The sequence below is a fragment of the Microbacterium sp. genome, assembly GCF_041641055.1.
Classification (GTDB): domain Bacteria; phylum Actinomycetota; class Actinomycetes; order Actinomycetales; family Microbacteriaceae; genus Microbacterium.
This window is the reverse complement of the sequence record NZ_JBEPZB010000007.1, coordinates 22325-42148: the sequence shown is the minus strand read 5'-3', so window position 1 is coordinate 42148 and position 19824 is coordinate 22325. Positions and strand designations below refer to the sequence as shown.

The 19824-nt window shown below is 70.3% G+C and carries 20 protein-coding genes; 2 read left to right on the top strand and 18 right to left on the bottom strand.

Annotated elements, in window-relative coordinates:
- Positions 1–16: 16 nt before the first annotated feature.
- Positions 17–871, bottom strand: coding sequence for a PhzF family phenazine biosynthesis protein (locus ACESK8_RS06445; RefSeq protein WP_372967821.1), 855 nt, complete (start codon positions 869–871; stop codon positions 17–19).
- Between the two features lie 26 nt (positions 872–897).
- Positions 898–2631, bottom strand: coding sequence for a thiamine pyrophosphate-binding protein (locus ACESK8_RS06440; protein WP_372967820.1), 1734 nt, complete (start codon positions 2629–2631; stop codon positions 898–900).
- 158 nt (positions 2632–2789) lie between these two features.
- Between ACESK8_RS06440 and ACESK8_RS06435 the strand changes: the two genes are divergently transcribed.
- Entirely contained in the window at positions 2790–3299 is a 510-nt protein-coding gene (locus ACESK8_RS06435) for a phosphoribosyltransferase (protein ID WP_060927765.1), read from the top strand.
- Between the two features lie 39 nt (positions 3300–3338).
- Here ACESK8_RS06435 and ACESK8_RS06430 read toward each other — a convergent pair whose 3' ends face one another.
- The 8 genes from ACESK8_RS06430 to ACESK8_RS06395 all read right to left on the bottom strand — a co-directional run bounded on the left by ACESK8_RS06430 (position 3339) and on the right by ACESK8_RS06395 (position 10032).
- The gene (locus tag ACESK8_RS06430) at positions 3339–4862 is read right to left on the bottom strand and encodes an ATP-dependent DNA ligase (RefSeq protein ID WP_372967819.1); all 1524 of its coding nucleotides are present in this window, start codon (positions 4860–4862) and stop codon (positions 3339–3341) included.
- An 87-nt stretch (positions 4863–4949) separates the two neighbouring features.
- Complete coding sequence (locus tag ACESK8_RS06425) at positions 4950–5720, bottom strand: enoyl-CoA hydratase/isomerase family protein (RefSeq protein ID WP_372967818.1); 771 nt, start codon at positions 5718–5720, stop codon at positions 4950–4952.
- A gap of 10 nt (positions 5721–5730) precedes the next feature.
- Positions 5731–6927, bottom strand: coding sequence for a 1,2-phenylacetyl-CoA epoxidase subunit PaaE (gene paaE, locus ACESK8_RS06420; RefSeq protein ID WP_372967817.1), 1197 nt, complete (start codon positions 6925–6927; stop codon positions 5731–5733).
- Positions 6927–7418, bottom strand: a complete 492-nt coding sequence (paaD, locus tag ACESK8_RS06415) for a 1,2-phenylacetyl-CoA epoxidase subunit PaaD (RefSeq protein WP_372967816.1) — start codon at positions 7416–7418, stop codon at positions 6927–6929. The genes paaE and paaD overlap by 1 nt, the downstream gene beginning before the upstream one ends.
- A complete protein-coding gene (gene paaC, locus ACESK8_RS06410; protein WP_372967900.1) occupies positions 7415–8224 on the bottom strand; it encodes a 1,2-phenylacetyl-CoA epoxidase subunit PaaC in 810 nt (269 codons plus the stop codon). The genes paaD and paaC overlap by 4 nt, the downstream gene beginning before the upstream one ends.
- A 5-nt stretch (positions 8225–8229) precedes the next feature.
- A complete protein-coding gene (gene paaB / locus ACESK8_RS06405) occupies positions 8230–8535 on the bottom strand; it encodes a 1,2-phenylacetyl-CoA epoxidase subunit PaaB (protein ID WP_056308954.1) in 306 nt (101 codons plus the stop codon).
- Positions 8535–9512, bottom strand: a complete 978-nt coding sequence (gene paaA / locus ACESK8_RS06400) for a 1,2-phenylacetyl-CoA epoxidase subunit PaaA (protein WP_372967815.1) — start codon at positions 9510–9512, stop codon at positions 8535–8537. Before paaA ends, paaB begins: the two co-directional genes overlap by 1 nt.
- A gap of 100 nt (positions 9513–9612) precedes the next feature.
- The gene (locus ACESK8_RS06395) at positions 9613–10032 is read right to left on the bottom strand and encodes a pilus assembly protein CpaE (RefSeq protein ID WP_372967814.1); all 420 of its coding nucleotides are present in this window, start codon (positions 10030–10032) and stop codon (positions 9613–9615) included.
- Positions 10033–10126: 94 nt separating this feature from the next.
- Between ACESK8_RS06395 and ACESK8_RS06390 the strand changes: the two genes are divergently transcribed.
- Positions 10127–12250, top strand: coding sequence for a DEAD/DEAH box helicase (locus tag ACESK8_RS06390; protein WP_372967813.1), 2124 nt, complete (start codon positions 10127–10129; stop codon positions 12248–12250).
- A gap of 21 nt (positions 12251–12271) precedes the next feature.
- On the opposite strand, the gene ACESK8_RS06385 is transcribed toward ACESK8_RS06390, so the two are convergent.
- From ACESK8_RS06385 to ACESK8_RS06350, 8 genes are read right to left on the bottom strand one after another with little or no spacing between them, the layout of a single operon-like run.
- A complete protein-coding gene (locus ACESK8_RS06385; RefSeq protein ID WP_372967812.1) occupies positions 12272–12619 on the bottom strand; it encodes a DUF86 domain-containing protein in 348 nt (115 codons plus the stop codon).
- Positions 12616–13110 carry a nucleotidyltransferase domain-containing protein gene (locus ACESK8_RS06380; protein WP_372967811.1) on the bottom strand — a complete coding sequence of 165 codons (495 nt, stop codon included), beginning with the start codon at positions 13108–13110 and terminating at the stop codon, positions 12616–12618. Before ACESK8_RS06380 ends, ACESK8_RS06385 begins: the two co-directional genes overlap by 4 nt.
- A 48-nt stretch (positions 13111–13158) precedes the next feature.
- Positions 13159–14445: a phenylacetate--CoA ligase PaaK gene (gene paaK, locus ACESK8_RS06375; RefSeq protein ID WP_372967899.1), complete on the bottom strand. Its 1287-nt coding sequence runs from the start codon at positions 14443–14445 to the stop codon at positions 13159–13161.
- Between the two features lie 44 nt (positions 14446–14489).
- Positions 14490–14873, bottom strand: a complete 384-nt coding sequence (gene paaI, locus ACESK8_RS06370) for a hydroxyphenylacetyl-CoA thioesterase PaaI (protein WP_372967810.1) — start codon at positions 14871–14873, stop codon at positions 14490–14492.
- Between the two features lie 5 nt (positions 14874–14878).
- Positions 14879–16960, bottom strand: coding sequence for a phenylacetic acid degradation bifunctional protein PaaZ (paaZ, locus tag ACESK8_RS06365; protein WP_372967809.1), 2082 nt, complete (start codon positions 16958–16960; stop codon positions 14879–14881).
- Entirely contained in the window at positions 16957–17823 is an 867-nt protein-coding gene (locus ACESK8_RS06360) for a 3-hydroxyacyl-CoA dehydrogenase family protein (protein WP_372967808.1), read from the bottom strand. Before ACESK8_RS06360 ends, paaZ begins: the two co-directional genes overlap by 4 nt.
- Positions 17820–18551, bottom strand: a complete 732-nt coding sequence (locus tag ACESK8_RS06355; protein ID WP_372967807.1) for an enoyl-CoA hydratase/isomerase family protein — start codon at positions 18549–18551, stop codon at positions 17820–17822. The genes ACESK8_RS06360 and ACESK8_RS06355 overlap by 4 nt, the downstream gene beginning before the upstream one ends.
- The gene (locus ACESK8_RS06350) at positions 18548–19735 is read right to left on the bottom strand and encodes an acetyl-CoA C-acyltransferase (RefSeq protein WP_372967806.1); all 1188 of its coding nucleotides are present in this window, start codon (positions 19733–19735) and stop codon (positions 18548–18550) included. The genes ACESK8_RS06355 and ACESK8_RS06350 overlap by 4 nt, the downstream gene beginning before the upstream one ends.
- Positions 19736–19824 lie beyond the last annotated feature (89 nt).

Below are 19824 nucleotides of genomic sequence, written 5' to 3'. Positions count from 1 at the left end.
AGGCGTCCGGCGCGCGTCACTCCAGACGGAAGGCGCCGCCGGACACCTCGATGCCGCCGCTCGGCGGGATCGCCACGGTGAGCAGGCTCGGGCGTCGCACGTGCGCGCCCTGATGGATGCGGACCACAGTCGCCGGGTGGCCGAGATCGCGAAGGTAGGCGCCCACCGAGGCCGCCGCTGACCCGGTCGCCGGGTCTTCGGTGATCCGCCCGACGGGGAACAGGTTGCGTGCGTCGATGTCTGCCGGGCCCGCGACGTGCAGCACCGTCGAGGTGCCGAGCCACCCTCGCTCGCGCATGAGCGCGGCGACCTCGGCGGGGGAGAAGCGGAACTGATCGAACAGCTCGCGATCTCTGAGCACGACGATCGGATGCCAGTTGCCGGCGAACGATTCCTTGGCGGGGAACCGTTCATCGAGGTCCGCCGGGGTGAGGCCGAGCAACGCTAGGAGCCGGGCGAGCACGTCGGCGTCGAGATCGCGCACCTGCGGCTCGACGCTCGTGAACGACACCGTCACCGCGCCATCCCGGTCCACCGTCGAGCGCAGCGCGACCGGGCCCGCGTTCGTGTCGAACACGACGTCGCCCGGCCCCTCCCGTTCGGCGAGGGCGACGGCCGTCGCGACAGTGGCGTGTCCGCAGAACGGGACCTCCGCCGACGGTGACCAATAGCGGGCCCGGTACCGGGGGATGCCGGTGTCGTCGTCGCGCCCGACCAGGAACGCCGTCTCGGAGTATCCGACCTGGGCGGCGATGCGCTGCATCCGCTCGTCGCTCAGGTCCGCGGCGTCGAGGACGACTCCTGCCGGATTCCCGCCCTCAGGGGCTGCCGCAAAGGCGCTGTATCGGAGGACGTCGAGATCACCGGGCATGACGGAGATCCTATCGATCGCCCGGGTCAGGAGTTCACGCGGATGATCTCCTGCTGGTACGGCGCGATCACGTCGCCGGAGATGCGAAGGTCGAGCAGCAGGAACCGCCGCGAGGCCGGATCCTCCTGGGTCCACGCAGCGAGGCGATCGAGGTCCGCGAGCGTGTTCACGACCACGCCCTCCGCGCCCACGGCGGCGCCGAACGCGGCGAAGTCGACCTCGGGGATCCGCATCGGGCCCTCGGCGAGTCCCTTGAGGCCGTAGAGGTTCACCTCTGCACCGTACGCGGCGTCGTTCCAGATCACGGCGATGCCTCGTCCCTGAGCGGCGCGCACCGCGGACTCGAGGTCGGCGATCGCCATGAGCCCGCCGCCGTCCCCCGAGGTGAGCACGACCGTCGACTCGCGGCGCGCCAGGGCCGCGCCGACGACGCTGGGCCATCCCTGCCCGATCGACTGGAACGCGGTGCCGACCATCATCATGCGATCGGGTGCCTCGACCGGCCAGTACATGTTCGCCCAGCCGATGAAGTGCCCGCCGTCCGAGACGACGACCCGGTCGCTGGGGAGGAGCTCGGCGATGCGTCGCGCGGCCGATCGGGGGTCCAGCCGGCCGTCCGCGGCGAGCTCGTCGCCCTCGTCGTAGGCGCGTGCGGCGGCGACGTCGACGCTCTCACGCCATGCCCGGGGCACAGCTTCGGATGCCGCGGCCGACACGCCGGGTGCATCCGCCGTCGCCTCGGCGTGGCGAGCGTCAGGTCCGAAGCCGTGCCCGTCGAGGCGGGCGTCGAGGCGGGCGACCAGGGCCTCGGCCGCGACACGGGCGTCCGCGCGGACGAACCCGCCGACGTGCGGGTGGGTGGCGGCCGGGGCGATGTCTATCTGGAACACGCGGGTCCCCGGCGCGAACAGCTCGCCGAAGCGCATCGTGAACTGGTTCAGGGACGCCCCGAACACGACCGCGACATCCGCGGTGTGCACCAGGTCCATGGCACCGTCCGCGCCGAAGCCGCCCGTGACGCCGAGGTCGTACTGCGTCTCGGGGAAGACCCCGCGGCCGAGAGCCGACGAGGCCGTCAGCGCACCGGTCAGCTCCGCGAGACGACCGAGGGCATCACCGGCGCCCGCCAGCCAGGCACCGCGTCCTGCGAGCAGGAAGGGGCGGGATGCTCCGCGCAGCGCGGCGGCGATGTCGTCCAGCATCCCCTCGGCGAACTCGCCGCGGGGAGCGAGCGGTGCAGGGATGCGGGGCGCGGGCGCCTCCGGCACCGGGCCGGCCTCGCGCGAGGCCACGTCGTAGGGGATCGCCAGTACGACGGGCACGCGGTAGGTCAGTGCGTGCTCGATCGCGATGACGGTGGTGGCTGCGGCATCCGCGTGCCCGACGGTATAGGTGCGGGCACCGACCGCCGAGGCCAGGGCGATCTGGTCGACGTCCCACGGCCGTGGACCAGAAGTCGGCTCGTCGCCGACGACGAGCACGAGCGGCACGTGCGCCTGCACGGCCTCCGCCAGTGCGGTGAGGGTGTTCGTGAAGCCGGCCCCGTACGTCGAGGTGCCGGCGGCGATGCGACCGCACGCGCGGAAGTGCGCGTCGGCGGCCACCACCGCGCCCTGCTCATGGCGGACGGCGGTGAAGACGGCATCCGTCTGGGTTTCGATCGCGTCGAGGAAGTAGGCGTTGCCGTTGCCCATCACGCCGAAGACGGCGTCGATGTGCTGGGCGAGGGTGAGAGCGACGTGCGCGGAGACGGTGGGCATGCGAGAGCCTTTCGAGACAGGGACGGAGATCGTGCGCATTCCGTATGTGTCTCGCCCTCGCGTCGTCGCGAGGTGCTTCGTGCCTCTTTTTCAGGCACCGGCGTCAGAACGCCGGACTCGTCGATCCTATCGCGCCGACGGTGCAGGAGAATGAGGAGATGACGGATGCATCGATCGAGCGCGAGACGCTGACCTGGGACGGCTTCGGAGCGGCGACGAGGGACCTCGCCCGCCGGATCCTCGACAGCGGCTTCATGCCGGAGGTCGTGGTGGCCATCGCCCGCGGCGGTCTGCTGCCGGCCGGCGCCATCGCGTACGGCCTCGGCGCGAAGAACTGCGGCGCCATCAACGTCGAGTTCTACACCGGCATCGGCACGGTGCTGGATGCTCCCGAGGTGCTGCCGCCCGAGCTCGACATGGCCTATCTCGACGGCCGTCGGGTGCTGCTCGTCGACGATGTCGCGGACTCAGGGCGCACCCTCGCACTCGCCGTGCAGCTGCTCGAGGACAAGGGCGCCGAGGTGCGCTCCGTCACGATCTACACGAAGCCGTCGACCATCATCCAGCCGGACTACGCCTGGAAGGACACCGACCTCTGGATCGACTTCCCGTGGTCGTTCCAGGGCACGGTCCGCGAAGAGGACCTCGGACTGACGCCCACCGCCTGAAGCCCACCGCCTGAAGCCGGCTGGGTCGCGCGTGCGCGCTCACCCGCGCAGCAGCGCGCGCAGGGTCTGGATGGTGTCGGCCTCCGCCAGGGTCTTGTCGGGACGATAGCCCTTGACCCTGGCGAAGCGCAGGGCGATACCACCGGGGTAGCGCGGGGAGCGCTGCACGCCGTCGATCGCGATCTCGACCACGAAGTGCGGGCGCAGGAAGACCGTGCTCTGGGTGCGCCTCGTCTCGAGAGGCGGGAACTGCTCGGTCTGCCACCGCAGCAGTTCGTCGGTGAGCCCCTTGAAGGTCTTTCCGACCATCACGAATCCGCCCGGTTCGCCGAACTCCCCGCTCGGGTCGAGCGCTCCGAGGTGCAGGTTCGACAGCCATCCCGCTCGTCGCCCGGACCCCCATTCCGCTGCGAGCACGACCAGATCGAAGGTCAGCACGGGCTTGACCTTCACCCAGGACTTGCCGCGTCGCCCTGCGGCGTACGCAGCATCGACCCCCTTGACGACGACTCCCTCGTGGCCGGCGATCAGTGCCTCGCGCGACAGCCGCTCGGCCGCCTCGGGGTCGTCGGTGACGATGCCGGGCATCCGCCATTCGCCCACTACGCGCTCGAGTTCCGCGAGGCGGGTGGAGAGCGGCTCGTCGAGCAGATCACGTCCGTCGACGTGCAGGACGTCGAAGAACCAGGGACGCAGCACGAGGTCGCGCGAGACGTCGGCGCCGAACCGCGACATCGTCTCCTGGAACGGGCGAGGCCCTCCGTCTTCGTCGAGGGACAGGGTCTCGCCGTCGAGGATCAGGTCGTGGGCGGGGAGGCCGCGCACGATCTCGACGATCTCCGGCACGCGGTGCGTGATGTCGGCCAGGCTCCGTGTGTACACCCCGACCTCGTCGCCGTGGCGGTGCACCTGGATGCGCGCGCCGTCGAGCTTGTACTCGACCGACGCGCGGCCGGTGATCTCGAGCGCGGCGGTGGGAGTCGCGGCCGTCGAGGCCAGCATCGGCAGCACCGGTCGGCCGACCACGAGTCCGACGTCGTCGAGGTCGGCCTCGGTGCCCGTCAGTGCGAGCACGGCCGTCTCGCCCAGGTCACCGGACAGCATCGCCGCTCGCCTGACCGCAGCCGGAGCGCGACCGGAGGCGCGAGCGATCGCATCCTGCAGCACACCACCGAGCGCGCCGGTGCGGAGTTCGCCGAGCATCGCCCGCGCGAGCAGGTCCCACTCGGTGGCCGTGGCGCGGGTGGCCAGCGAGACCAGCGTGGCGGTGCGCGCACCCGCAGAGCCGGAGCCGGATGCCTGGGCGAGCGATCCGAACGCCTGGTCGACATCGTCGATCGACAGTGTCGGAGTGTCGGAGTGCGTGACGTCCAGTGCGCCGATGCCGCGCCATCCGACGCCGAGTCTGCCCTGACGCGGTGTGGCGAGGAGGATCCCCACCACCGTCGGCAGCTCGTCGGCATCCGCGTTCGAGAGGAGCTGCGCGAGTGCCTCGATCTTGGCGAGGCGCGAGGAGGTCGCCGTGACGGCGTCGGCGGAGGAGACGAGCTCCGAGAGCATCATGCGTGCAGTCTGTCACCGGCATCCGACATCGGCGACGCCCTTGCGTCGAGCCGCATCCCGCCGCTAGTGACCGCGCGGCCCCCTCGCTCAGTGCCCGCGGAACTCCGGTGCCCGCTTCTCCTGGAAGGCCGCGAAGCCCTCGCGGTAGTCGTCCGTGTCGCAGAGCGCCGCCTGCGCGGCGTTCTCGATGTCGAGGGAGTCCCACAGCGCCAGGCGCTCGTCGCGGATGCGCGCCACCAGCTGCTTGCTCGCGAGGAACGCGGCGGTCGCTCCGCGCGCCGCCTTCGCCGCGGCATCCGTCGTCGCCTGCAGCACTTCGTCATCGGGCAGCGCGCGGGAGAAGAGCCCGGCGGCGACCGCCTCCGCGCCGGTCATCAGCCGCCCCGTGTAGATGAGGTCGAGAGTGCGGTGCGCGCCGAGACGGTCGACGAAGAGCGCGTGGCCTCCCGAGTCGAGCGTGGCGCCGAGAGCCGCGAAGGGCGAGCCGATCTTGGCGGATTCCGCGACGTACACCACGTCCGTCGCGATGAGCAGTCCGAGGCCGACGCCCAGGCAGGCACCGTGCGCCACCGCGAAGGTCGGAGCGGGGAATCGCGACATCCGCTGCAGGAGCGGCGTCACGAGTCCGCCGAGGTAGCCCAGCACGTCATCGTCGCGAGGGTCGACCGTCGAGATGTCGCGGCCGGCGCAGAAGGCTCGTCCTTCGCCGCGCAGCACGAGTGCCCGCACCCCGGCGGCCTCGGCCTCGTCGTAAGCGCGACCGAGATCTCGCAGCGCCTGCTCGTCGAGGGCGTTCAGTCTCGCGGGGGCGTTGAGCACGACCGTCGCGACGTCGCCGTCGAGCGTGAGATCGATCATCGGATGCTCCTCAGACGTCGTAGTCGACCACGACGCGGTCGCTGGTCGGGTGGGATTGGCAGGTCAGCACGTATCCGCGCTCGAGCTCGTCGGGTTCGAGCGCGTAGTTCTCGGTCATCGTCACGCTGCCCTCGATCACCCGGGCCCTGCACGTGCCGCACACGCCTCCCGCGCACGCGAACGGGGCGTCCGGCCGCACGCGCAATGCCGCGTTGAGCACCGACTCCCGGGCATCGACAGGGCTCTCCACGGTGGAGGAGACCCCGTCGAGGTTCACCTCGATGCGGATCGTCTTCTCGCCGGCGCGCACGGTCACCGGGCGCGCGGCATGCTTCGGCTCGTCTCCGGTCGTGAAGAGCTCGAACCGCACATGCTCCTTCGGCACGCCGACATCGCCCAGCACCGTGCGACACAGGTCGACCAGCGAGAGGGGGCCGCACAGGAACCATTCGTCCACATCCGCCGGGTCGATCAGCACCCGCAGGATCGTCCGCAGCTTCTCCTCGTCGATCCGACCGGACAGCACCGGGGCGGTGCGCTGCTCGCGCGAGAGCACGTGGTGCAGCGTGAGGCGCGTCGGGTACCGGTCCTTCAGATCCGCGAGGTCCTCGAGGAACATCACGTCCAGCGTCGAGCGGTTCGTGTAGAGCAGCGTGAAGCGCGAGGTGTCCGACCGCGTGAGGACCGTGTGGGCGAGCGCCATGAGCGGCGTGATCCCCGAACCCGCGGCGATCCCGACGACATGACGCCGATCGAGGTCGGGCAGCGCGGACGTGAACGTGCCCTGCGGGCTCATGACGTCGATCTCGAAACCCGGATGCAGTGCGGTCTGCGCCCATGTCGAGAAGAGTCCACCCTCGTCGCGCTTGACGGCCACGCTCAGTCGGGTGGGAAGGCCCGCAGCGACCTGCGCGAGGCTGCGGTGTTCGGGCGCGCGGCACAGCGAGTACGACCGGCGCACCTCGGTGCCGTCGAGAGTGGTGCGCAGAGCCACGTACTGGCCAGGCAGATGGGCGTAGTCATCGGCGAGCTCCGCCGGAACCGTGAAGGTCACCTCGACCGAATCCTCGGTGAGCGGGCGCACCTCCTCGACCGTGAGGGTGTGGAATCGGGCGCGCTTCGATGCGGATGCCGCGGCGGGGGCTGGCACGGAGGCGGCGCGTCCCGGAGCACCCGTCGTCTTCGCGGGCGTGGCGAACAGCGACATCAGTGCACCTTGAAGTGGTCGAAGGGCTCGAGGCAGGCGCGGCATTCGAACAGCGCCTTGCACGAGGTGGATCCGAAGCGCGAGACCTCGCGGGTGTCGAGGGAGCCGCACTGCGGGCAGCGCACGCTGATGCCGAGACGGATCGGCCCGGAAGAGAGCGACGCGCGTCCCGTCGGCGGGGCGATGCCGTACTCGGACAGCTTCCGCTTGCCGGCATCCGACATCCAGTCCGTCGTCCACGCGGGGGAGAGCACGAGCCGCACGTCGACGTGCGCGTATCCGGCCGCGTTCAGCGCCAGGATGACGTCATCGCGGATGGTGTCCATCGCCGGGCATCCGCTGTACGTGGGAGTGATGTCCACCCGCACCGCGTCGCCCTCGACGGAGACGTCGCGGAGCACGCCGAGGTCCTCGATCGTGAGCACGGGAACCTCAGGGTCGGGCACCGACGCCGCGATCCGCCAGGCATCGGCAGGAGCTGAGCGGCTCACCACGATGCCCCCGGATGCCGTCGTGCGAGGACCTGCATCTCTGCGAGCAGATGACCGAGCGACGTCGAATGCGCACCCCTCCTGCCGCCGGCCGAGGATGCGGCCACGGCGGGTCTCGCCAGCTCCGCCTCCGTGAGCACAGTGTCGACGACGGCGTCGAAGCCGTCGCGGAGCGACGACGGGCGCACGGCTGCAGCGCCGAGGCGGTCGATGAGCGGTTCGTCGCGGAACAGCTCGTCGACATACGGCCAGACGTCGTCGAGCGCCCGGGTCATCCGTCGCCGTGACTCGTCCGTGCCACCCGCAAGCCGCAGCACCCACTGCACGGCGTGGTCGCGGTGATAGTCGACCTCCTTGAGCGACTTCTCGGCGATCGCGGCGAGAGTCGATTCCGTGCTCGCCCGCAACGCGGAGTAGAGCTCGAACATGAAGGTCGACGCCACGAGCTGGCGCGCGATGGTCTGGGCGAAGTCGCCGTTGGGCTGCTCGACGATCCAGGAGCTGCGGAACTCCGGCTCGTCGCGGAAGTAGGCGAGGTCGTCTTCGGAGCGGCCGTCGTAGCTGCCGGCGAAATGGAGCAGCGAACGCGCATGACCGAGCAGGTCGAGGGCGATGTTGCCGAGGGCCACGTCCTCTTCGAGCTCGGGAGCGCGCGAGATCCACGCGCCGAGCTGCTGGGACAGGATGAGCGCATCGTCACCCAGCCACAGGGCGTACTCGGCGATGTCCGCCGAGGCCGCAGCGGTGCCTGTTCCCGTGAGCTCCTCGCTGAGCTGGAGTTCATCGACGGAGACGTCGCCATGCACATCGCTCACAGGTGCGGCACCCCCTCGGAAGCCGTGTAGTAGACGGCGTGACGGTAGTTCTTGCCCGCCGGACTCTCGAAGTACGCGCCCTTGGCGTCGGGGTCGCTCGTCGTGATGGCATCGGCGGGGACGGCCCAGATCGACACGCCCTCGCCGCGACGCGTGTAGAGGTCGCGGGCGTTGCGGATCGCCATGTCGGCGTCCGGTGCGTGCAGCGAGCCGACGTGCACGTGGCTGAGTCCCCGATTGGCGCGGACGAACACCTCCCAGAGCGGCCAGGGTTCGCGCTCGTCGGCGCCCGGCGTCGCCATCACGCGGCGACCTCCGTCTTCAGCGCCTGCTTCCGGGCGTACTCGGCGGCCGCCTCGCGCACCCAGGCTCCGTCCTCGTGAGCGGTGCGGCGTCGCTCGAGCCGTTCGGCGTTGCACGGGCCGTTGCCCCGCAGCACCTCGAAGAACTCGTCCCAGTCGATCGCGCCGATGACGTACTGCCCGGTCTCCTCGTCGAATCGGAGGTCGGGGTCGGGGAGCGTGACCCCGAGGATCTCGGCCTGGGGCACGAGCATCCCGACGAAGCGCTGCCGCAGCTCGTCGTTCGAGAAGCGCTTGATCTTCCACTTCATCGACTGTGCGGAGTTCGGGGACTGGTCATCGGGCGGGCCGAACATCGCAAGGCTCGGCCAGTACCAGCGGTCCACCGCATCCTGGGCCATCTTCTTCTGCTCATCGGTGCCCTGCATCAGCGACAGCAGGATCTCGAACCCCTGGCGCTGGTGGAACGACTCCTCCTTGCACACGCGCACCATCGCGCGGCCGTATGGTCCATAGGATGCTCGGCACAGCGGCACCTGGTTGCAGATCGCCGCGCCGTCGACGAGCCATCCGATCGCGCCCATGTCGGCCCAGGTCGGGGTGGGGTAGTTGAAGATCGAGGAGTACTTGGCCTTGCCGCTGATGAGCTGGTCCATCATCTCGTCGCGGGTGATTCCGAGGGTCTGCGCGGCCGAGTACAGGTAGAGTCCGTGACCGGCCTCGTCCTGCACCTTCGCCATCAGGATCGCCTTGCGCTTGAGGCTCGGCGCGCGCGTGATCCAGTTGCCCTCGGGCTGCATGCCGATGATCTCGGAGTGCGCGTGCTGGGAGATCTGACGGATGAGGGTGCGGCGGTAGGCCTCGGGCATCCAGTCGCGTGGTTCGATGCGCTGCTCGTTCGCGATGAGCTCGTCGAAGCGTCGCTCATCGTCCGACACCTCGGTGCCGGCGAGGGAGAGGTCTGCGGGGCTGGTCATCATCGACTCCTCGGTTCGCGATCCGTCTTTACTGACCGCTCGTTAGGTAATTCTGACATGACGGTCGACGGCACGCAAGACGAGCGGGATCTGCGGCGCGTCAGCGCGAGCGGGAGACCAGGTCCAGCAAAGCCCGTCCGTAGGCCTCTGAGGGATCCGGATGCTCGAAGCGCAGCGTCTCCCCGGCGATCTCGACCTCGACCACGAACGCGTCGCTCACGCGCGTCAGCGAGCGGAAAGTGCCGCGCAGCAGCTCGCGCAGCTGGTCCTCGCGGGGGAGCCACACCGCGTCGGCGAGGGTGACCGCGTCGAGCGCCCACTCCGTGGTCCCGTTGAAGGCGAGGTCGGTGCCGCTCGGTGTCTGACGGGCCTCGATGGTCATCGCGCTCACCGTGAAGACGTCGGCCTCCGCCTCGAGCTCGACGTCGTCGGGAAGATCGAGCTGGAATCGGTCGCCCTCGGCCGGATGCCACCCGAGTCCGGCATCACGCAGGGCCACGGCCAGTTCTCGGGTGATCATCGTTCCACGCTAGACGACGAAGACCGGGGCAGGGGCGATCGCGTCCTGTGGATGGAGGGGGCCCAGTGTCCGCCACCTCGGGCAGAGTGGGGGCATGACTTCTCCTGCTTCTGTCGACATCCGCGATGCTGCGCTCTCGGCGCTGCGTGAACTCGTCGGCAGGCCGGACGCCGACTTCCACGACGGCCAGTACGAGGCGATCGAAGCGCTCGTCGAACGCCGACGCCGTGCGCTGGTCGTGCAGCGCACCGGGTGGGGAAAGTCCGCCGTCTACTTCGTCGCCACACTGCTGCTGCGTCGTCAGGGAGCGGGACCGACGGTGCTCGTCTCGCCGCTGCTGGCGCTGATGCGGGATCAGATCGCCGCCGCGGAACGCGCAGGAGTGCGGGCCGTCGCGATCAACTCGACCAACGCGCACGAGTGGTCCGAGGTGCTCGGACGGCTCGACCGCGACGAGGTCGACGTGCTGCTCGTCTCGCCGGAGCGCCTGAACAACCCCGCCTTCCGGGAGCAGCAGCTGCCGGCGCTCGTGCGGCGGCTCGGCATGCTCGTGGTCGACGAGGCGCACTGCATCAGCGACTGGGGTCACGACTTCCGCCCCGACTACCGCCGACTCCGCGATCTCATCGACCAGATGCCGCCGGAGGTGCCGGTGCTCGCGACCACGGCCACCGCGAACAGCAGGGTGGTCGCGGACGTCGCCGAGCAGCTCGGCAGCGGTGCGGTCGACCGCGAGAGCGAGCAGACAGAGGTGCTCACGATCCGCGGGCCTCTGGCTCGGACCTCGCTGCGCCTCGGCGTCCTGCGGCTGCGCGATTCGGCGAGCCGTCTGGCCTGGCTGCTCAGCCACATCGACGACCTGCCGGGCTCCGGGATCATCTACACGCTCACCGTCGCTGCCGCCGTCGACACGGCTCGACTGCTCCGCGAGCACGGGCACGAGGTCCGCGCCTACACAGGCCAGACCGACACGGACGAGCGCACGGAGAGCGAGGGGATGCTCAAGCGCAACGAGGTCAAGGCGCTCGTGGCGACGAGCGCGCTGGGGATGGGCTTCGACAAACCCGACCTCGGCTTCGTCCTGCACCTGGGGGCGCCCTCGTCGCCGGTGGCCTACTACCAGCAGGTCGGTCGTGCCGGTCGTGCGAGCGAGAGCGCCGATGTGCTCCTGCTGCCGGGGGTCGAGGACCGCGACATCTGGCACTACTTCGCGACCGCGTCCATGCCCGATCGTGAGCGCGCCGAGCGTGTCATCGCCGCTCTCGGGGCGGATCCGATCTCGACGCCGGCGCTCGAGGCGATGGTCGACATCCGGCGCACCCCCCTCGAGCTCCTGCTGAAGGTCCTCGATGTCGACGGCGCTGTCCGCCGCGTGCAGGGCGGATGGGTCGCGACGGGAGAGCCCTGGACCTATGACGCGGAGCGCTATGAGCGCATCGCTGCCGAACGCCGCGCCGAGCAGCAGCACATGATCGACTACGAGCAGACCGACGGATGCCGGATGGAGTTCCTGCAGCGCACGCTGGATGACGACACGGCGGCCCCGTGCGGCCGGTGCGACAACTGCGCCGGGGTCTGGTTCCCGAGCGAGGTGGGGGCTTCCGCCACGACTCAGGCTGCCGCGTCCCTCGACCGTGTGGGCGTTCCGATCGAGCCGCGCAAGGCCTGGCCGACCGGCGCGGACCGGCTCGACGTCCCGGTCAAGGGTCGCATCCCGGCCGGCGAGCAGGCCGGCGAAGGCCGAGCGCTCGCCCGGCTCACCGACCTCGGATGGGGCGGAACCCTGCGCGAGCTCTTCGCAGCGGGCGCGCCCGACGCTGCCGTCTCGCCGCAGGTGCTCGCCGGCTGCGTGCGGGTGCTCGCCGACTGGGGATGGCAGCAGCGTCCCGTCGCGGTGGTCGCGATGCCCTCGCGGTCGCATCCGCTGCTCGTCGACTCCCTCGCCAGGGGCATCGCCGAGATCGGACGACTGCCGTATCTCGGCGCGCTCGATCTCGTGAACGGCGGACCGACCGGTCAGCCCGGAGGCAACAGCGTGTTCCGCCTGGCCGGGCTGTGGGACAGGTTCAGCGCTGCACACCTCGAGGTGCCCGCAGGGCCCGTGCTGCTGGTCGACGATCTGGCCGACAGTCGTTGGACGCTGACGGTCGCGGGGCGAACGCTCCGGGGGGCCGGCGCCACAGAGGTGCTCCCGTTCGCCCTCGCCCTGCGCGGCTGACGACGGCGCCCGAGATTTCGCTCACGGCTTCGGGGACGGGGCGGCTGCCCGCGCCAGCATCCTCCGAGCTGCAGCGGCGAGCAGTGGGACGTCGGATCGAGCCGTCGTCATGACGATGGCGTGGGTCGTGTCGAAGTAGCGGTGGGCGAGGTAGTCGCGCATGCCGGCGATCTCCGTCCACGGGATCTCCGGCTCCGCCGCGACCGCAGCCTCGCTGAGATCCTTGACGGCTTCGCCGATCTCGATGAGCCGCGCTCGAATCGCATCGAAGACGATCTCGTCGTCGCTGTCGACTCGTTGCTCGTAACGAGCGATCGCTTCGCAGGCGCGAACGATGTCGCGGAGCCGCTCGGACAGACGTCTGTTCACAGAGTGATGGCTTCGCGCTCGACGCTCTCTGCGACCGCCGGTGTGAGGCCGTCGAAAGGAACGAGATCGACCGCTCGTCCGAGTATCCGCTCGGCCTCGTGCCTCATCCGCAGCAGATCGAACACGCCCACCGTCGGTGCGACGTCCACGGCCAGATCGATATCACTGGTCTCGGAGTCCTCCCCGCGTGCCACGCTGCCGAACAGGCGGATGCGCTGTGCCCCGAGCGGGAGGAGGGTGCGTCGCAACTCGCTCGATTGAGCGATCACCCTGGCGCGCTCGCTCTCCTCATCCACAGGGCGCGGAGCGACCTCGATGACGAGACCCGCGGCCGAGATCAGTCTGTCGACCGCATCGAAGGACGGCTCACGCCGTCCGGTCTCGTACTCGCTGATCACACTCTGAGGGGTGTTCGCCAGTCTGGCCAGAGTCGACTGCGTCATCCCGCTCTGGCGACGGGCGTGACGGATCAGATCGGCGGCACGACTCATAGCCTGATGATATCGCGTATAAGCGATATAGCGCATCCATGATATTGGTCAGCGCAGGTCGTACACCCGCTGGTACTTTCCCTCGCTGCGCGGGAGCGACCCCGGCTCCTCCACGCGCACCTCGACGCTCGTGCCGATGTGCATCTTGATGCGATGAGTGAGGACGGCGGCAGCGGCATCGCACTCCTCGGCGCTCAAGGACGGATGCCGCTCGATGCGCACAGTGAGCGTGTCGAGCTGCGCGACGTGATGCAGCTCGAGCACGAAGTGCGGAGTCAGCGTCTCGATCCCCATCACGAGCTCCTCGATCTGCGTCGGGAAGAGGTTCACGCCGCGCAGGATGATCATGTCGTCGTTGCGTCCTGTGATCTTCTCCATGCGCCGGAGTGCCGGATACGCCGTCCCCGGCAGCAGGCGCGTGAGGTCTCGCGTGCGATAGCGGATGACGGGGAACGCCTCCTTGGTGAGCGAGGTGAAGACGAGCTCGCCGAGCTCGCCGTCCGGGAGCCGGTCGCCCGTGTCGCCGTCGATGACCTCCGGAAGGAAGTGGTCCTCCCAGATGTGCGGTCCGTCCTTGGTCAGCACGCTTTCACTGGCGACACCGGGTCCCATCACCTCGCTCAGGCCGTAGATGTCCACCGCCTCGATGGCGAGTCGCCGTTCGATCTCGCGGCGCATCTCATTCGTCCACGGCTCCGCGCCGAGCACGGCCACGCGGAGGGACGTGGTCGTCGGGTCGGTCCCGGCGGCCTCCAGCGCGTCCGCGATCGTGAGCAGGTAGCTGGGCGTGCAGAGGATCGCATCGGGACGGAAATCGGTGATGAGCTGCGCCTGGCGAGCCGTCTGCCCCCCGGAGACGGGGATGACCGTCGCGCCCAGGCGCTCGATCCCGGCGTGCGCGCCGAGGCCGCCGGTGAAGAGCCCGTAGCCGTAGGCGTTGTGGACCTTCATGCCCGCGCGGATCCCCGCGGCGTGCAGGGACCGCGCCACGAGGTCTGCCCAGCGGTCGAGGTCGCCCTCGGTGTACCCGACCACGGTGGGGCGCCCTGTCGTGCCTGAGGACGCGTGGATGCGGCGCACGTCCGCCATCGGCACGGCGAACATCCCGAACGGATAGGTGTCGCGCAGGTCCGCCTTGGTCGTGAACGGCAGCCGCTGCACGTCAGCGAGAGTGCGGATGTCCTCCGGGCGCACACCGCGCTCGTCGAACAGCCGTCGGTACAGCGGCACGTTCTCGTAAGCGTGACGTACGGTCCACTGCAGCCGCTGCAGCTGCAGCCGTCCGAGCGCATCGGGGGAGTGCAGCTCGGTCTCGACGCCGATCTCGGCGTGCATTCCCGTCATCATCGACTCCTTCGTCGTGGTGGATCAGGCAGGGCTCAGTCGGGATGCGGCCGGTTCGTCGTGAGCGAGCGCCCGCGCACCTCGGCGACCACGTCGCCCGATTCGTCGGTCACCGTGACGTCGTAGAGGCCGTTGCGACCGCTGACCACTCGCCGGACCGCCCGCGCGGTGAGACGCTGGCCGACCGTGGTGGACTTCAGGAAGGCGATGTCGGCGCCGCCGGCGACGGTGACCCGTTCGTCCTCGTTGCAGGCGATCGCGAAGGCCGTGTCCGCCAGGGCGAAGACGAGGCCGCCGTGCGTGATCGCGAAGCCGTTGAGCATGTCCTCCCGCACGGTCATCGAGACGACGGCCTCGCCGGGGGCGTCGTGCTCGACCGTCATCCCGAGCATCGCCGAGGCGGCGTCGCGCTGCATCATCGGCCTCATGCGGGCACGGCCTCCGGCGTCGGCTGCTTGTTCACCAGCGTGAGCACGTCGTAGGTCGCGACGACCTCATCGCCCTGGTTGCGGATCACGGCATCCCACCGCACCTCGCCGTACTCGTCGGTCTCGCGGGGTGTGATCTGCTTGGCGGTGAGTTCGACGCGGATCGTGTCGCCGGGGGAGACCGGCGTCAGGAACCTCAGGTTCTCGAGGCCGTAGTTCGCCAGCACCGGGCCGGGCTCCGGGTCGACGAAGAGGCCCGCGGCCCAGGACACGAGCAGATATCCGTGGGCCACGCGGCCAGGGAAGAAGGGGTTGGCTGCCGCGGCATCCTCGTCCATGTGGGCATAGAACGTGTCGCCGGTGAAACGGGCGAACGTCTCGATGTCGTCGAGCGTGACCTCGCGGGACGCGGACACGATCTGGTCGCCGATCCGCAGCTCGGCGAGGGATTTGCGGAACGGATGCCGCCCACCGGCATGGGATGCCGCCCCGGCGTGCCACACGCCGGTCAGCGCCGTGAGCATCTCCGGAGAGCCCTGCACGGCGGTGCGCTGCATGTGGTGCAGCACGGCGCGGATGCCGCCCAGCTCCTCGCCGCCGCCCGCGCGCCCCGGCCCGCCGTGCACGAGGTTCGGGAGCGGCGATCCGTGACCCGTGGAGGACCGGGCGTCGTCGCGGTCGAGCAGCAGCATGCGTCCGTTGAACGGCGCGATGCGGGTGGCGAGCTCGACGGCCTGAGCAGGGTCGTGCGTCGCGATGCTGGTCACGAGCGAACCCCCTCCGCGTGCGACCAGTGCGGCGGCCTCGTCGATGCTCGTGTAGGTGACCAGGGACGAGACCGGACCGAAGGCTTCGATCGAGTGCACGGCGTCGGCCTGCGCGTCATCGAAGCGCAGGAGCACGGGGGAGACGAAGGCGCCGTCGGGGGACGGTCCTGTGCTGCCGTCGGCGTGACGCACTTCGGGGGAGTCCGTCGTGCCGACGACGACGCGTCCGCCGGCATCCTGCAGGCGCCCCACCTGGCGCAGCACCTCGTCGCGCTGAGCGGTCGACGCGAGGGGACCCATCGTCACACCCTCCGCACGGGGGTCCCCGAGCACGGTCTTCGTCGCGATACGTGCCTGGACGGCGGCGATCACCGCATCCGCCGTGCCCTCGGGCACGATCGCTCGGCGGATCGCCGTGCACTTCTGCCCTGCCTTCGTGGTCATCTCGGTCACGAGCTGGCGGACGTAGGCGTCGAACTCCGGCGTGCCCTCGACGGCGTCCGTGCCGAGCACGGAGGCGTTGATGGAATCGGTCTCCGCGGTGAACCGCACCCCGCCGGTCTGCACGGCGGCGTGCGCTTTGAGGCTCTCGGCCGTCGAGGCGCTGCCGGTGAAGCCGACGATGTCGCCCAGGCGGAGGTTCTCGAACAGGTCGGGCACGCTGCCGCTGACCAGCTGCAGCGAGCCCTCGGGGAGCAGCCCCGACTCGACGAGGATGCGCACCATCGCCTCGGCGACATAGCCGGTGGGGGTCGCGGGCTTCACGAGAGTGGGCATGCCCGCGAGGAAGGCGGGGGCGAGCTTCTCGAGCGAGCCCCAGACCGGGAAGTTGAAGGCGTTGATCTGCACCGCGATGCCGGGAAGGGTCGTGTACACGTGCCGCCCGAGGAACGAGCCGTCCTTCGACAAGGGTTCGACCGGGCCGTCGACGTGCACCCGGCTGTTCGGCAGCTCGCGCCGTCCCTTGCCGGAGTAGGAGAAGAGGACGCCGATGCCGCCGTCGATGTCGACCCACGAGTCGGAGGTGGTCGCACCCGTCCGCGCAGACAGCACGTAGAGCTCGTCCTTGCGGGCGGTGAGCGCGAGGGCGAACTGCTTGAGGAGCACGGCGCGCTGGTGGAAGGTGAGCGCGGCCAGGCTGCGGTGCCCGACGGTGCGCCCGTACTCGAGGGCGCCGGCGAGGTCGAGGCCATCGGTGGAGACGCGCGTGATCACGTCGCCGGTCGACGCGTCACGAACCTCGGACGCACGCGCGTCGGACGACGGCGTCCACCACTCGCCCTGCACATAGCTCGTCAGATACTCGGTCATCTCTCCTCGTTCCATACGTAGAAACCTTCGCCGCTCTTGCGGCCGAGCTTTCCCTCCGCGACCATTCGCCGCAGCAGTGGCGGCGGGGCGAAGCGCTCCCCGAGGGTGCGCTCGAGCTCCTCGGCGATGCCCAGCCGCACATCGAGCCCCACCACGTCGGTCGTGCGCAGCGGACCCGTCGGATGCCGGTACCCGAGGGTCATCGCCGCGTCGATGTCCTCGGCCGATGCGACACCCTCCTCGAGCATGCGGATCGCCTCGAGACCCAGCATCACCCCGAGGCGGGACGACGCGAAACCCGGGGAGTCCCGCACGACGATCGGCGTCTTGCCGAGAGCGTTCACCCAGTCCCGTGCGCGGGCGGTGGTCTCGGCATCCGTCGAGGTCCCGTGCACGATCTCGACCAGTGCCGACGCCGGCACCGGGTTGAAGAAGTGCAGACCGAGGAAGCGCTCGGGGTGGTCACGGGCAGAGGCGAGGTCGTCGATGGAGATCGAGGAGGTGTTGCTGGCCAGGACAGCCGCGGGGTCCATGGCGGCCTCGGCACGTCCGAGTGCCTGCTCCTTGAGGTTCCGGTCCTCGGGCACGGCCTCCACCACGAGGGCGGCGTCGGAGAACCCGGCGACGTCGATGCCGGTGGTGAGCCGATCGGCGATCCGGCGCGCATCGAGCGACGGGTCGCGTTCGACGGAACGACGGATGCTCTCCTCGATGCGCTGTCTGGCGGCGTCCGCGCTCGCCGCATCGCGTTCGACGACGGTGACCCGTGAGCCCGCCAGGAGGAACGCGTGCGCGATGCCCGCGCCCATGCGGCCGCCGCCGAGGATCCCGACCGTCTCGGGACCGGTCGTCTGGGGACTCATCGACTCTTCCTCTCGAGGAACGCGGTCATGCGCCGATGCTTCTCCGGCGACTCGAAGAGTTCCGCCTGCAGTTCGAGCTCGATGGCGGGGTGCTGCGCCCTCGGCGTCCGCAGCGCGCGTTTGGTGTGCTGGGTGGCCAGCGGGTCGTTCGCGGCGATCCGATCGGCGATGCCGTGCGCCGCGGCCAGCAGCTCGTCGGCCGGATGCAGGGAGGACACGAGGCCCCACCGCAGTGCCTCCTCGGCGTCGAGCGACCGGCCGGTGAGCAGCAGTTCGCTCGCCCTGGCCTCGCCGACGATCTCGGGAAGCCGCCAGGTCGCACCGGCGGCGGCGATGATGCCCAGCCCCGTCTCGGGGTTCCCGATGCGCAGCGAGGGAGTGGCGATGCGGATGTCGGCGGCGTAGGCGAGCTCCGCTCCGCCGCCCAGCGCATACCCGTCGATCGCCGCGATCACGGGCATGGGCAATTGGCGGATGCGGACGAAAGCCATCGCGTTGATCCCCTTCCTGGCATCCTCCGCCGTGCGCTCGCGGAGCTGCGCGATGTCTGCGCCCGCCGCGAAGACGCCGGCGGACCCGGTGAGGATCAGCGTGCGCGGTGTCGCCTCGAGCGCGGCGCAGAGCTCGTGCAGCGCATCGATGGTCTTCTGGTCGATCGCGTTGCGCTTCTCGGGGCGGTCCAGGGTGGCGGTGACGCGATCGCCGCGCTCCTCGATGCGGAGGGTCATGCGAGGCGCTCCACGATCATCGCGGTGCCCTGCCCGACGCCGACGCACATGGTCGCGAGACCGTAGCGCGCGCCCTCGCGCTCGAGCCGGCCGATCAACGTGACGATCAACCTCGATCCGCTGGAGCCCAGCGGGTGTCCGAGGGCGATCGCGCCGCCGTCGGCGTTGACGATCGCGGGATCGAGTCCCAGGCGGCGGATGCAGGCGAGGGATTGCGACGCGAACGCCTCGTTCAGCTCGACCGCGCCGAGATCGGCGACCTCCAATCCTGCCTTCGCGAGGGCCCTCTGCGTGGCGGGGACGGGGCCCAGCCCCATGATCTCCGGCGCGAGCGCGGCGGTCGCGGAGGCGACGATCCGGGCGCGCGGACGCAGGCCGTGGCGCTGCACCGCCTCGGCGCTCGCGACGACGATCGCGGAGGCGCCGTCGTTCAGGGAGCTGGAGTTGCCGGCGGTGACGACCTCGCCCCCGGCGACCACCGGGCGCAGTGCGCGCAGCGCCTCCCGCGTGGTGTCGCGTCGCGGCCCCTCGTCCGTGTCGACGAGCGCGCGCGGCGTCTGGACGCCGACGATCTCCGCGGCGAAGCGTCCGGCGTCGATCGCGGCGATGGCACGCCGGTGGCTCGTCAGCGCGAACTCGTCGGCATCCGCTCGGCTGATCCCCTCGAGGCGCGCGACCTCCTCTGCGGTCTCCGGCATCGCGAACGTGGCCTTGTCGCGTGCAGCCAGCCGCGGGTTCGTGAAGCGCCAGCCGATGGAGGTGTCGAACGCGGCACCGGGCTTCGCCCAGGCGCGATCGGGCTTGGCCTGGACCCACGGGGCGCGGGTCATCGACTCGACGCCGCCGGCGACGACGAGGTCGGCGTCGCCGCTGCGCACTGCGGACGACGCGAGGGCGATCGCCGACATCCCCGAGGCGCAGAGGCGGTTCACGGTGAGACCCGGCACCGAGTCGGGGAGGCCTGCGAGCAGCACGGCCATGCGGGCGACGTTGCGGTTGTCCTCGCCCGCCTGGTTCGCGGCACCGAGGATGACCTCGTCGATCGCGTCGGAGGGGATGCCGGAGCGGCGCACGGTCTCGCCCACCACGAGGGCGGCGAGATCGTCGGGGCGGATGGACGCGAGAGCGCCGCCGTAGCGGCCGACGGGGGTGCGGACGCCATCGACGAGATAGGCCTCGGACATCGTCATCCTCTCGATCGCCCACGCTGGCGGTATTTTCAGACCGATCGGTCAGGAATACGATCTCAGATCGACGGATGAATGGCAACTCG

Excerpts from the sequence above, each read along its gene's own strand:
- ACESK8_RS06445 (WP_372967821.1), bottom strand. The coding sequence starts at position 871 with ATGCCCGGTGATCTCGACGTCCTCCGATACAGCGCCTTTGCGGCAGCC.
- ACESK8_RS06440 (WP_372967820.1), bottom strand. The coding sequence starts at position 2,631 with ATGCCCACCGTCTCCGCGCACGTCGCTCTCACCCTCGCCCAGCACATC.
- ACESK8_RS06435 (WP_060927765.1), top strand. The coding sequence starts at position 2,790 with ATGACGGATGCATCGATCGAGCGCGAGACGCTGACCTGGGACGGCTTC.
- ACESK8_RS06430 (WP_372967819.1), bottom strand. The coding sequence starts at position 4,862 with ATGATGCTCTCGGAGCTCGTCTCCTCCGCCGACGCCGTCACGGCGACC.
- ACESK8_RS06425 (WP_372967818.1), bottom strand. The coding sequence starts at position 5,720 with ATGATCGATCTCACGCTCGACGGCGACGTCGCGACGGTCGTGCTCAAC.
- paaE (WP_372967817.1), bottom strand. The coding sequence starts at position 6,927 with ATGTCGCTGTTCGCCACGCCCGCGAAGACGACGGGTGCTCCGGGACGC.
- paaB (WP_056308954.1), bottom strand. The coding sequence starts at position 8,535 with ATGGCGACGCCGGGCGCCGACGAGCGCGAACCCTGGCCGCTCTGGGAG.
- paaA (WP_372967815.1), bottom strand. The coding sequence starts at position 9,512 with ATGACCAGCCCCGCAGACCTCTCCCTCGCCGGCACCGAGGTGTCGGAC.
- ACESK8_RS06395 (WP_372967814.1), bottom strand. The coding sequence starts at position 10,032 with ATGATCACCCGAGAACTGGCCGTGGCCCTGCGTGATGCCGGACTCGGG.
- ACESK8_RS06390 (WP_372967813.1), top strand. The coding sequence starts at position 10,127 with ATGACTTCTCCTGCTTCTGTCGACATCCGCGATGCTGCGCTCTCGGCG.
- ACESK8_RS06380 (WP_372967811.1), bottom strand. The coding sequence starts at position 13,110 with ATGAGTCGTGCCGCCGATCTGATCCGTCACGCCCGTCGCCAGAGCGGG.
- paaK (WP_372967899.1), bottom strand. The coding sequence starts at position 14,445 with ATGCACGCCGAGATCGGCGTCGAGACCGAGCTGCACTCCCCCGATGCG.
- paaI (WP_372967810.1), bottom strand. The coding sequence starts at position 14,873 with ATGATGCAGCGCGACGCCGCCTCGGCGATGCTCGGGATGACGGTCGAG.
- paaZ (WP_372967809.1), bottom strand. The coding sequence starts at position 16,960 with ATGACCGAGTATCTGACGAGCTATGTGCAGGGCGAGTGGTGGACGCCG.
- ACESK8_RS06360 (WP_372967808.1), bottom strand. The coding sequence starts at position 17,823 with ATGAGTCCCCAGACGACCGGTCCCGAGACGGTCGGGATCCTCGGCGGC.
- ACESK8_RS06355 (WP_372967807.1), bottom strand. The coding sequence starts at position 18,551 with ATGACCCTCCGCATCGAGGAGCGCGGCGATCGCGTCACCGCCACCCTG.
- ACESK8_RS06350 (WP_372967806.1), bottom strand. The coding sequence starts at position 19,735 with ATGTCCGAGGCCTATCTCGTCGATGGCGTCCGCACCCCCGTCGGCCGC.